10 protein-coding genes are annotated in these 12,097 nt (G+C 62.7%); 4 read left to right on the top strand and 6 right to left on the bottom strand.

What is annotated here, in order from left to right; translation table 11 throughout:
- Positions 1–61: 61 nt before the first annotated feature.
- Both C2846_RS13120 and C2846_RS13115 read right to left on the bottom strand, forming a co-directional pair.
- The gene (locus C2846_RS13120) at positions 62–1,366 is read right to left on the bottom strand and encodes an NAD(P)/FAD-dependent oxidoreductase (protein WP_080048848.1); all 1,305 of its coding nucleotides are present in this window, start codon (positions 1,364–1,366) and stop codon (positions 62–64) included.
- 58 nt (positions 1,367–1,424) lie between these two features.
- Entirely contained in the window at positions 1,425–1,919 is a 495-nt protein-coding gene (locus C2846_RS13115) for an Lrp/AsnC ligand binding domain-containing protein (protein WP_080048847.1), read from the bottom strand.
- Positions 1,920–2,095: 176 nt separating this feature from the next.
- Between C2846_RS13115 and C2846_RS13110 the strand changes: the two genes are divergently transcribed.
- The 4 genes from C2846_RS13110 to C2846_RS13095 all read left to right on the top strand — a co-directional run bounded on the left by C2846_RS13110 (position 2,096) and on the right by C2846_RS13095 (position 5,653).
- Positions 2,096–3,394, top strand: coding sequence for a D-amino acid dehydrogenase (locus C2846_RS13110; RefSeq protein WP_080048846.1), 1,299 nt, complete (start codon positions 2,096–2,098; stop codon positions 3,392–3,394).
- Complete coding sequence (locus C2846_RS13105; protein WP_119701635.1) at positions 3,369–3,725, top strand: RidA family protein; 357 nt, start codon at positions 3,369–3,371, stop codon at positions 3,723–3,725. The genes C2846_RS13110 and C2846_RS13105 overlap by 26 nt, the downstream gene beginning before the upstream one ends.
- 213 nt (positions 3,726–3,938) lie before the next feature.
- A complete protein-coding gene (gene alr / locus C2846_RS13100; RefSeq protein WP_119701634.1) occupies positions 3,939–5,009 on the top strand; it encodes an alanine racemase in 1,071 nt (356 codons plus the stop codon).
- Between the two features lie 95 nt (positions 5,010–5,104).
- Positions 5,105–5,653 carry a cupin domain-containing protein gene (locus C2846_RS13095; RefSeq protein WP_080048843.1) on the top strand — a complete coding sequence of 183 codons (549 nt, stop codon included), beginning with the start codon at positions 5,105–5,107 and terminating at the stop codon, positions 5,651–5,653.
- Here the strand turns inward: C2846_RS13095 and C2846_RS13090 are convergent, their stop codons facing one another.
- The 4 genes from C2846_RS13090 to C2846_RS13075 form a co-directional block, all read right to left on the bottom strand.
- Complete coding sequence (locus C2846_RS13090) at positions 5,654–6,214, bottom strand: DUF4136 domain-containing protein (RefSeq protein WP_080048842.1); 561 nt, start codon at positions 6,212–6,214, stop codon at positions 5,654–5,656.
- A gap of 23 nt (positions 6,215–6,237) precedes the next feature.
- Positions 6,238–7,680, bottom strand: a complete 1,443-nt coding sequence (locus C2846_RS13085) for an efflux transporter outer membrane subunit (protein WP_080048841.1) — start codon at positions 7,678–7,680, stop codon at positions 6,238–6,240.
- On the bottom strand, positions 7,673–10,834 hold the full coding sequence (locus C2846_RS13080) for an efflux RND transporter permease subunit (RefSeq protein ID WP_119701633.1): 3,162 nt from the start codon (positions 10,832–10,834) through the stop codon (positions 7,673–7,675). The genes C2846_RS13085 and C2846_RS13080 overlap by 8 nt, the downstream gene beginning before the upstream one ends.
- A 66-nt stretch (positions 10,835–10,900) precedes the next feature.
- Complete coding sequence (locus C2846_RS13075) at positions 10,901–12,070, bottom strand: efflux RND transporter periplasmic adaptor subunit (RefSeq protein WP_119701632.1); 1,170 nt, start codon at positions 12,068–12,070, stop codon at positions 10,901–10,903.
- Between the last annotated feature and the right edge of the window lie 27 nt (positions 12,071–12,097).

Here is a 12,097-nt window from a genome sequence, read left to right as displayed (position 1 = left end):
GCCCTCGCAATGACGGTATGTGTTCTTGACGGCTCTTGCCTGTGGTCAACGTCAACAGACCCTAGAACACTTCCTTGATCCGATGCCATAGCATCCCCAGCGCCAGCAACTGGGAGCGGAACTGCTTGCCGCCGGGGAAGGTCATGTGCGGGACCTGGCTGAACAGCTCGAAGCCCCGACTGGCCTGGCCGCTGATCGCCTCGGTCAGCAGTTGCGCGGCCAGGTGGGTGGCGTTGACCCCATGCCCGGAGTAGGCCTGGGCGAAGAAGACATTGGCCTGGCCAGGCAGCTTGCCGATCTGCGGCAGGCGGTTGGCACCGATACCGATCATCCCGCCCCACTGATAGTCGATTTTCACGTCAGCCAGTTGCGGGAAGACCCGCAGCATCTTCGGGCGCATGTAGGCGGCGATGTCCTGTGGGTCGCGCCCGGAGTAATGACAGGCACCGCCGAACAGCAACCGTCGGTCCCTGGAGAGCCGGTAATAGTCGAGCGCCACGCGCTGGTCGCACAGCGCCATGTTCTGCGGAATCAGGCGGCGGGCCTGCTCCTCGCTCAAGGGCTCGGTGGCAATCACGTAACTGCCGGCGGGCAACACCTTGCCACTGAGCTGCGGCTGCAGTTCGCGCAGATAGGCGTTGCAGCCGATCACCAGTTGCCCGGCCCGAACCCTGCCGCTGGCGGTGTGGACCGTGACCTGCGGGCCATAGTCGATAGCAGTGACCGCCGACTGTTCATACACCCGCACACCCAGCGACTGCGCGGCCCGGGCCTCGCCCAGGGCGAGATTGAGTGGATGCAGATGACCCGAGCCCATGTCGGTCATGCCACCGACGTAGACATCCGAGCCGACCACGCTGTGCATCTGGTCCGGCTCAATGATCTTCATCTCGGCCTGGTAACCGAGTCCGCGCAGTTCGGCCATGTCTTCCCGGAAGGCTTCCAGATGCGCGGGTTTGTTGGCCAGATCGCAATAACCCCAGGTCAGATCGCAGTCGATATTGAACTGCTCGATGCGCCGGCGCACGATCTGTACCGCCTCCAGACCCATCAGCTTGAGTTCGCGCACGCCCTCGGCACCGATGATCGACTCGAACTGTTCGAGATCATGACCAACCCCGCGGATCAACTGGCCGCCGTTGCGGCCGCTGGCACCCCAGCCGACCTGACAGGCTTCCAGCAACACCACCGAAAAACCGCGCTGGGCCAGCTCGATGGCGGTATTCAGACCGGTGAAACCGCCGCCAACAATGCACACATCGGCGCACTCCTCGCTGGTCAGCGCCGGAAAGCTCAACGCCATGTTGGTGCTGGCGGCGTAATAGGACGGGGCGTGTTCAGGCGTATGGGTCGGAGCGTTGGCCATGGGGGTTCCGTTTGATATAGCGAAAGAGTGTCAATAAAAATTGACACCAGCATAGCGATTATTCGTCGTCGGGTATAGGGATCGCCAACGTCTCCTTGATCTCTTCCATGACGATATAGCTCTTCGACTCGCGTACCCCTGGCAGCTTGAGCAGGATGTCGCCGAGCAGTTTGCGGTACGAGGTCATTTCGGAGATCCGCGCCTTGAGCAGATAATCGAAGTCGCCGGAGACCAGATGGCACTCCAGCACATGCGGCAGCTTGATCGCTGCCCGGCGAAAGTCGTCGAAGATATCTGCCGACTTCGATGCCAGGCTGATCTCGACGAACACCAGCAGATTGGCCTGCAACTTGTGCGGGTTCAGTTGGGCACCATAGCCGAGGATGAATTTCTCCCGCTCCAGACGTTTGACCCGCTCCATGCATGGCGTAGTCGACAGCCCCACCCGCTCGCCCAGCTCGACATAGGAAATCCGCCCCTCCTGCTGGAGGATGCGCAGGATATGTCGGTCGATCTTGTCCAGTTCGCGGCTGGAGGCTCTGCGTGTTTTCATAATTTTTTCCCGATCATTGTTATTACTTCGAGATGATTTCCCGCCAAACAGAAAATAAACGAAAAAAGCCTAAAGAGCACCTGTCCTAGAATAGAGATATCGCCCATGTGGTGTTTTGTCTCACCGGTGGGCCTCACAACAACAGCCTTTTCAGCACACAGGTGCGGGAGCAGTCCATGCAGGTTCTCATTCTCGGTAGCGGTGTCATCGGCATCACCAGCGCCTGGTATCTGGCCAAGGCTGGCCATGAGGTCACCGTGATTGATCGCCAGCCCGGCCCCGGCCTGGAAACCAGCTTTGGCAACGCCGGCATGATCTCGCCCGGCTATTCCGCGCCCTGGGCCGCTCCCGGCGTGCCAGTCAAGGCGCTGAAGTGGATGATGGCCGAGCACGCACCACTGGCCATTAGGCCGACTGCTGATGCGTTCCAGTACCGCTGGATGATGAAGATGCTGGCCAACTGCACCGAGGCGCGTTATGCGGTCAACAAGGAACGCATGATGCGTCTGGCCGAATACAGCCGCGACTGCCTCATGGACCTGCGTCGCGACAGTGGCGTCGACTACGAACACCGTGAACTCGGCACCCTGCAATTGTTCCGCACCCAGAAGCAGATGGACGCCGCTGCCCAGGACATCGCCGTACTGGAGCGCTGCAATGTGCCTTACCAGGTGCTGGACCGGGCTGGCTGCGTACAGTTTGAGCCGGGCCTGGCACCCAGTGCCGACAAAATTGTCGGCGGTCTGCGCCTACCCAACGACGAAACCGGTGATTGCCACCTGTTTACCACCCGGCTGGCGGCCAAGTGCGCCGAGCTGGGGGTCAAATTCCGTTATAACTGCAACATTCAGGAGCTGCTCAGCGATGGTGCGCGAGTCACCGGCGTGCGCGCCGGCGACGAGATCCTGCGGGCCGACAGCTATGTGCTGGCGCTGGGCAGCTACTCGCCGCAACTGCTGCGCAGCCATGGCATCGATCTGCCGGTCTACCCGGTCAAGGGCTATTCACTGACCCTGCCGGTCAGCAACCCCGATATGGCCCCGGTATCGACCGTGATGGACGAAACCTACAAGGTCGCCATTACCCGATTCGCTGAGCGTATCCGGGTCGGCGGCATGGCAGAATTGGCCGGTTTCGATACCGAACTGCGCGACAAGCGCCGGGCTACCCTGGAAATGGTGGTCGGCGATCTGTTCCCGCAGGGCGGTGATGCTGCTCAGGCCAGCTTCTGGACCGGATTCCGGCCGATGACCCCGGACGGCACGCCGATCATTGGTGCAACCGCGCTGCGTAATCTTTACCTGAACACCGGTCATGGCACGTTGGGCTGGACCATGTCCTGTGGCTCCAGCCAGTTGCTGGCCGATCTGATGAGCGGCCGCAAGCCGGCCATTCGCAACGAAGGTTTCGGCATCGACCGTTACACCACCTACAAGGAGACTCGCCGGAATGTCCGTACAGCGTCTGCACACTAACCGCCGCATGAGCCAGATCGTCATCCACCAGAACACCGTGTATCTGGCCGGTCAGGTGGCAGCTGACGAGGATCTGGCCAGCGATGCCGCGACCCAGACCCGCAGCACCCTGCAGGAAATCGAGAAGCTGCTGGCCGAGGCCGGTAGCGACAAGACCAAGATTCTGTCGGTGACCATCTACCTGAAGGACATCGATGCCGACTTCGAGGCAATGAACAGTGTCTGGGACCAGTGGCTGCCGCAAGGCACCGCCCCGGCCCGCGCCACAGTCGAAGCCAAGCTGTGCGAACCGGAGATTCTGGTGGAAATGTCGGTGGTGGCTGCACTCTAAGCGCCACTGCTGAGGATTGCCGCGCCGCTGTGCGGCTCGCAATGACGATAACAGCCATCCCGGTTGCCAGAATCTGTCATCGCGCGGGCCGCAGGCCCGTGGCGATCCAGCTATCGAGTACCCCCATCAGCCTGTTGCTCCCTGCGACCACAACAGTCTGATAATCTAGGCCTTGGCGGGGCACCCAGCCCCGCATTTTTTCAAGAATTCAACATGCGCCCAGCCCAAGCTCTGATCGATCTCAACGCCCTGCGCCACAATTACCAGCTGGCCAAGAGCCTGTCCGGCCGCCAGGCATTGGCGGTGGTCAAGGCCAATGCCTATGGCCATGGCGCCGTGCCCTGCGCCCAGGCGTTGGCGCCGGTGGCTGACGGTTTCGCGGTGGCCTGCATCGAAGAGGCCCTGGTACTGCGCGACGCGGGTATCGACAAGCCGATACTGCTGCTAGAGGGCTGGTTCGAGGCTGACGAGCTGGCGCTGATCCAGCAGCATCGGCTGTGGACCGTGATTCATCATCACGGCCAGTTGCACGACCTTGAGCAGGCGGATATCCGCCTGCCACTGAACGTCTGGCTCAAGCTCGACAGTGGCATGCATCGGGTTGGTTTCATGCCCGAGGAATATCCGGCGATCTGGCGCGCCCTGCAGGCTGGCGGCAAGGTTGCCAGCCTGACCAAGATGACTCACTTCTCGCGTGCCGACGAGCCTGAAACCGGCCGTACCGAGCAGCAACTGGCGACCTTCGCTGCGGCTACCCGGGGTCTGGACGGGCCCAGCAGTCTGTGCAACTCCCCTGGCGTACTGGCCTGGCCACAGGCTCATGGCGACTGGCTGCGCCCCGGCATCATGCTCTACGGCGCTACCCCGTTCGAATTCCCGCAAGCCCAGGCTGAGCAGCTCAGACCGGTGATGCAGCTGGAGTCCCGGATCATTGCCGTGCGTCAGGTGGCGGCCGGCGAGCCGATTGGGTATGGCTCGCGCTTCGTGGCTCCGCGCGATACCCGGGTTGGGGTGGTTGCCATGGGCTATGCCGACGGCTATCCCCGGCATGCCAAAGACGGTACGCCGGTGCTGGTTGACGGCCAGCGCACGCAACTGATCGGTCGGGTGTCGATGGACATGCTGACCCTGGACCTGACTGACCTGCCGGGCAGTGGCTTGGGTAGCCTGGTACGGCTCTGGGGCGCGGGTTTGAATGCCAGCGAAGTGGCCAGTTGGGCGGCAACCATTCCCTATCAGTTGTTCTGCAACCTCAACCGGGTGCCGCGTCATTATCGGGGCTGATTGTCGCAAGCGTTGAAAATTCTGAACAGTCGTGCAATGATGCCCGGCATCAGATTCCAATAACGCTTGTCGATACATCCCGGAGGATCCCGACCTTGGACGTTGGTGCCCGTCTTAAAGCTATTCGCAAACTTAAAGGTTTGTCCCAGCGTGAACTGGCCAAACGCGCCGGTGTCACCAACAGCACCATCTCCATGATCGAGAAAAACAGCGTCAGTCCCTCGGTCAGTTCCCTGAAAAAAGTTCTATCCGGCATTCCCATGTCGCTGGTTGATTTCTTTTCCCTGGAACTGGAACAGGATGCCCAGCGTCAGGTGGTCTACCGGGCCGATGAACTGCTGGATATCGGCGCGGGGGAAGTGACCATGAAGCTGGTCGGCAAGGGTCACCCGAACCGTGCCTTCTCGTTCCTCAACGAAATCTACCCGCCCGGCTCCGATACCGGCCCGGATATGCTTAACCACGAAGGTGAAGAAGCCGGTATCGTGGTTAGCGGCCAGTTGGAGCTCACTGTTGGCAGCGAGATCTATATTCTCGACACCGGCGACAGTTACTACTTTGAAAGTAACCAGCCACACCGCTTCCGCAACCCGTTCGAAACGGCCTGCGTGCTGATCAGCGCCACGACCCCGGCAAACTTCTGATCACTGCGGCGGGAAACGACTCAATACCTTGGCGGCCAGTTCGTGCATCTTGCGGCTGCGCTCGGCGGGTGTCTGTTCACCGTCGCGCAGAACTTCGCTGGCACTACCGCGCCAGACCAACTGGTTGTCCTGGGCATCGAACAGGTCGATCTGCAGGGTGCCAACCCGGTAGTCGACCGTGCGGGTTTCATAATAGCCCGGGCCGCCCCAGCCGCCACGCCAGTAACCTCCCCAATGTCCACCGTAGCTGGTGGTGACCTGATCCTGGCGATTTTCCACCACCAGATGAGCGCGCACGGTCAGGTCTGGCTCGGCTCCGGCCACGGCCGGGCGCAGGCCGCGCACATCCAGCTGCCCGGCCACCGCTTCACGAATGCGCTGAGTGGTCAGGTCGCTCTGGAGGCGTGGGTCGGCCGGGGCATAACTGACCGCCGGCTCGGCCCAGGCCCAACTGCGGTACTGGGTATAGCTGCGGTTGGGGTCATAATCCTGTTGTATCGGGCTGCTCTGGCAGGCAGCCAGAAGCATGAACAGCGGGAACACTGACAAGTAGCGAAACATGACGAACTCCCTGAGCATATCTCTCATTTCAGACCGCTTAAGCCTGCATTGGTTCGAGCTGCCAACAGCTCTGTTTCCGGGCTTGGGGCTCCGGCCAGCGAGCGATACAGGCTGACCATCGCCAGCGCGGTGGTGGTGCGGCTCTGCTCCAGACGATCACGTAGATCGCTGAGCTCCTGCTCGGCGGTCAATACTTCAAAGTAGTTGATATAGCCCTGGCGGTAGCGGTCCTGAGCCTGTGCCACGGCGATATCGGCGGCGGCCACCGCCTGTTGCAGCCGGGCGTCGGTATCCAGCCCTCGGTGGTAGCGGACCAGCCAGGTTTCGGTCTCCTCCAGCGCCAGTAGCAGGGTCTGACGATAGTCAGCCAGGGCCTCGGCACTACTGGCTTGAGCGGCATCAACCCGGGCATTGACTCGTCCGCGATCCAGAAAGCTCCAGTCGACCCCCAGCATCAGGCTGCGTGAACTGCTGCCGGCACTGAACAGGTCGGCACCGGAGCCAGCTACGGAGCCCAGCAATGCATCAAGACTGAAGCGCGGGAACAGGTCGGCACTGGCCACCCCAATCAGGGCGTTGCTGCTGGCCAGCCGTCGCTCGGCGGCACGAATGTCAGGTCGGCGGCGCAGCAGTTCGCCAGGGGTGCCAGGGCTGATCAGCATCGGCATGGCTGGCAATGGCTGGGAGGCAAGCAGTGCTGGCGGCCAGTTCCCGGGTGGCTGGCCGGTCAGCACGCTGATGCGGTGCAGGCTGACCTGGATGCTGGCTTCGAGTTCGGGCAGCAGGGCCTGGCGAGCCTGCAACTGGGCTTCGGCGCGTACCTGATCGAGCAGAGTGCCGCGTCCGGCTTCCAGCCAGGTGCTGACCAGATCCAGCGAAGCCCGTTGCAGTTCGACATTCTGCTGCGCTACCTGATGACGCAACTGCAAACCGCGCAGCTCGAAGTAGCTGGTGGCCAACTGGCCAATCAGGGCAACCTGCAGGGCGCCCAGATCGGCTTCGCTGGCCTCAAGCGCGGCAGCTTGCGCCTGCGTCAGACGACTCAGGCGGCCGAACAGGTCCAGCTCCCAGCTCAGCGCCAGCCCGGCCTGGTACCGCTCGACCCGCTCCCGACCGTTGACTGGGCGTTCCAGTTCCGCCAGATACTGCTCACCGGCACTGGCGTTCAGGCGCGCACTGGGCAGTTGTTCGAGCCGGGCGCCGCGCAGCAGGGCCTGGGCCTGCTGGTAACGGGCCAGCCCGGCCTGCAGGTCCTGATTGTGGGCCAGGGTCTGGGCGATCAGGCTATCGAGCAACGGGTCGTCAAAGCCGCGCCAGAAGTGCTGTTCAACAGCCGGGTCGGTCGCCGCCACACCCGGATCTTCGGCAAAGTGTGTCAGTGCCGGCAGCTCCGGCGGCTGATAGTCGGGGCCGGCGGCGCAGCCGGCCAGGATCAATGCGCCAGTGATGATGAGCGATTTATGCATGGTGCGTTTGCTCCGGGGCTGCGGTTTGGCTGCGCCTTTGCGCCAGCCGGCGCAGGGCGACATAAAACACCGGGGTCAGCAGCAGGCCGAACAGGGTCACGCCGATCATGCCGGTGAAGACCGTGATCCCCATGGCGTTGCGCACTTCACTGCCGGCGCCGCTGGCCAATACCAGCGGGACCACGCCGGCGATGAAGGCCACCGAGGTCATGATGATCGGCCGCAGGCGCAGACGGCAGGCTTCCAGGGCTGCACTCAGGGTGTCATGGCCCTGCTGCTCCAGATCCCGGGCGAACTCGACAATCAGGATGGCGTTTTTGCACGCCAGCCCCATCAGTACCACCAGGCCGACCTGAACGAAGATGTTGTTGTCGCCTCCGCTCAGCCAGACCCCGAACAATGCCGCCAGCAGGCACATGGGCACGATCAGGATCACCGCCAGTGGCATGACCCAGCTCTCGTAGAGTGCCGCCAGCACCAGAAACACCAGCAGCACTGCCAGCGGGAATACCACCAGCGCGGCATTGCCCTGATTGACCTGCTGGAAGCTCAGGTCGGTCCACTCCAGGGTCATGCCCGGCGGCAGGGTGTCGGCGGCTATCGCAGTGACCGTGGCCAGGGTCTGGGCCGACGACAGTATGCCCGGATCGGATTGCCCCAGCAGATCGGCGGCCGGATAGCCGTTATAGCGGATCACCGGGTCAGGGCCGAAGCTTTCATGCAGGCTGACCATGCTGCTGAGTGGCACCATGTCGCCCTGAGCGTTACGGGTGTAGAGATGGTCGAGGTCGCTGATCTCGTCGCGGAACGGCGCATCGGCCTGTGCCATGACCCGATAGGTGCGGCCGAACAGGTTGAAGTCGTTGATGTACTGCGAGCCGAAATACAACTGCAGGGTGGCGTACAGTTCATCCAGCCGCACCCCCTGGGCCTTGGCCTGCAGGCGGTCAACCTCGGCGTCCAGTTGCGGCACGTTGGACTGGTAGGAGCTGAACGGGAAAAACATGCCCGGAGCCTCGCTGAGTCCCAATGCCAGGCCATCGACGGCCTGTTGCAGCTCACCGTAACCGGCGCCGCGGCGGTCCTGCACATACAGCGAATAACCTGAACCGGTGCCCAGGCCGAACACTGGCGGCGGCATAAAGGTCACCGCGAAGCCTTCGTCGATGGTTGCCAGCTTGCCGTTGAGTTCCTCGCTGATCTGTTCGGCGCTGCGCGTGCGCTGACTGAAGTCGTCGAACAGGATGAACACGGTGCCGACATTCGGTGTGTTGGTCCCCTGCAGCGCGTTGAAGCCGACAAACGCTGCCGCATGCGCCACCCCCTCGGTTGCCAGGGCAATATCACTGACCTGGCGAGCTACTGCTTCGGTGCGGTCGAGGGTGGCGCCTGGCGGCAGGCTGATGCTGCCGACCAGATAGGTCTTGTCCTGGGTCGGAATGAACCCGCCGGGCACCTGGCTGAACATCAGCGCGGTACCGGCCAGCAGCAGGACATAGACGCCGAAGACCCAGCCGCGGCGGCTCAGGCTGCGCCCGACCAGATGCTGGTAACGTTCGGCATTGCGCAGGAAAAAGCGGTTGAACGGCCGGAAAATCCAGCCGAACAGCCGGTCGATCACTCGCGCCGGCAGGTCCGCGGCGGCGCCGTGCGGTTTCAGCAGGGTGGCGGCCAATGCTGGCGACAGGGTCAGCGAATTGATCGCCGAGATCACAGTAGCGATGGCGATGGTCATGGCGAACTGACGATAGAACTGACCGGTGATGCCGTCGAGAAAGGCCATCGGCACGAACACTGCACACAACACCAGACTGATGGCCACAATCGGCCCGCTGACTTCGCGCATGGCCTGGTGCGCCGCTGCCAGGGGTGCCAGACCCTGTTCGATGTTTCGCTCGACGTTCTCGACCACGACGATGGCATCATCGACCACGATGCCAATCGCCAGGACCATGGCGAACAGGGTCAGGGTGTTAATCGAAAAGCCCAGCAGCAGCAACACGGCGAAGGTACCGATGATCGAGACCGGTACCGCCAGCAGTGGAATCAGCGAGGCGCGCCAGGTCTGCAGGAACAGGATCACCACCAGCACCACCAGTGCTACCGCCTCGAGCAGGGTCATGATCACGGCCTTGATCGAGGTACTGACGAACACTGTCGGGTCGTAGGCGACCTCCCAGCTCAGGCCTTCGGGGAAAGCTTCGGCCAACTCGGCCATCTTTGCCCGCACTGCCGCCGAGACCTCCAGCGCATTGGAGCCGGGCGACTGGAAAATCGGGATGGCCACCGCCTGACGGCCGTTGAGCAAGGCCCGCAGAGCGTCCTGCGAAGCCGCCAGCTCGATCCGTGCGACATCGCGCAGGCGGGTAATTTCGCCGTTGGCCCCGGTCTTGAGCACGATGTCGCCGAACTCTTCAGGCGTTTCCAGCCGGCCCCGGGCATTGATCGCAATCAGCAGTTCCGAGCCCTGCGGCATGGGCGGCGCGCCGATCTGGCCGGCCGAGACCTGAATATTCTGCTCCTGCACGGCGCTGCTGATGTCGCTGGCAGTCACGCCCAGCGAGGCCGCCTGCTGTGGGTCGATCCACAGGCGCATGGCATAGTCGCCGGCACCGAACAGCCCAGCTTCGCCGACGCCGGGAATGCGTGCCAGCTCATCGCGGATATTGAGCACCGCGTAATTGCGGATATAGGTGGCGTCCAGGCTGTCGTCCGGCGAAATCAGGTGCACCGCCATCATCAGGTTGGGCGACTGCTTCTGGGTGGTGACCCCGAGCCGGCGCACATCCTCGGGCAGCCTTGGCAACGCCTGGGAGACCCGATTCTGAACCTGTACCTGGGCCTGATCCGGGTCGGTACCCAGGGCAAAGGTCACACTCAGCGCCAGGCTGCCGTCGCTGCCGGCCACTGACTTCATATAGATCATGTTCTCGACCCCGTTGATCGCTTCTTCCAGCGGGGTGGCCACCGTTTCCGAGATGGTCTTGGGGTTGGCGCCGGGGTAGCTGGCGCTGACCAGTACGCTGGGCGGTACTACCTCGGGGTATTCGCTGACCGGCAGCAGCGGAATGCTGATCAGGCCGACCACGAAAATAATGATCGACAGCACCGAGGCAAAGATCGGCCGGTCGACGAAAAAGCGTGAAAAATTCACGGCAAAATCCTCCCGGGACGCGCCCCTGGACGCGCCCGTACATACATCATGGAATGGTTTTTGGGATTAGAGCTGTAGCGGCTCGGTCAACTGGGCCACCCGGGTCGGGGCCGGGGTAACGACCGGCTCGGGGGTTACCGGCATGCCGGGGTACATGATCCGTTGCAGGCCGTTGACCACGACCCGATCGCCCGGCTGCAAGCCATTGCGGATCAGCAATTGACCGTCGACCTGCTGGCCGGTCTGCACGGTCCGCCGCTGCGCACGGTTGTCGTCATCCAGCACATAGACATAACGCCGGTCCTGGTCAGTCAGAATGGCCTTCTGGTCGATCAGGATCGCCTGCTCCAGTGCGGCGATGGGCATTTCCACCCGGGCAAACTGCCCTGGACGCAACAGGCCATCAGGGTTGGCCAGAACTGCACGGAACTGCAGGGTGCCGGTGGCGCTGTTGAGCTGGTTGTCGATGAAGTCCAGATGGCCAGAGTGGGAATAGCTGCGCTCACCCGCCAGGCTGACGCGTACCGGCATTTGGGGCCGGGTGGCCAGCAGCGCCTGGCTGGCCTGTGAGGTTTGCTGATCGCCGTCGAAATAGACGTGCAGCGGGTCGACCGACACCAGCGTGGTCAGCACGGTGTTGTCAGCGCTGGCCAGGTTGCCTGGGGTTACCAGAGCACGACCGATTCGACCGCTGATCGGCGCTCGCACTTCGGTGTAGTGCAGATCCAGCCGGACGCTGTCGAGCGCCGCCTGGGCTGCGTTCAGCGCTGCCTGGGCCATGGACTGGGCGGCGCTGCGCTGCTCGAACTCCTCGCGTGAAATGGCTCGGCGTTCCCACAGCAGTTCGGCGCGCCTGGCCTCGCTGGTGCTCAGCGCCAATTGGCTGCGCAAGCGCTCAAGCTCGGCAGCCGCCGCACGCTCGTGGGCCTGGTAGGGACGCTGATCGATGATGAACAGCACATCACCCTGGTTGACCAGCTCGCCTTCCTCAAAACGGACCTGATCGATATAGCCGCTGACCCGTGGGCGCAGTTCAACCGTTTGGGGCGCCACCAAGCGGCCGGTAAAGCTGCCCCACAGAGTAGTGTCGCGGATTTCGACCTCAGCTACCTGGACTGTGGCGGGCTCAGGCTCCATGGTTGTTTCCTGTCCGCGCGCATCGCAGCCGGAGAGTTGAGACAGCAACCAGGCGGCACCCAGCAATGCCAGGGTGGATGGAATGATACGGGTATGCATGACTTGCTCACTTCCCTTGTCGGGCTC

It is taken from the genome of Pseudomonas jilinensis (assembly GCF_003586265.1).
In the GTDB taxonomy this organism is placed as follows: domain Bacteria; phylum Pseudomonadota; class Gammaproteobacteria; order Pseudomonadales; family Pseudomonadaceae; genus Halopseudomonas; species Halopseudomonas phragmitis.
Note: the sequence above shows the minus strand (reverse complement) of the source record. Positions and strands in the feature narration are given on the sequence as shown.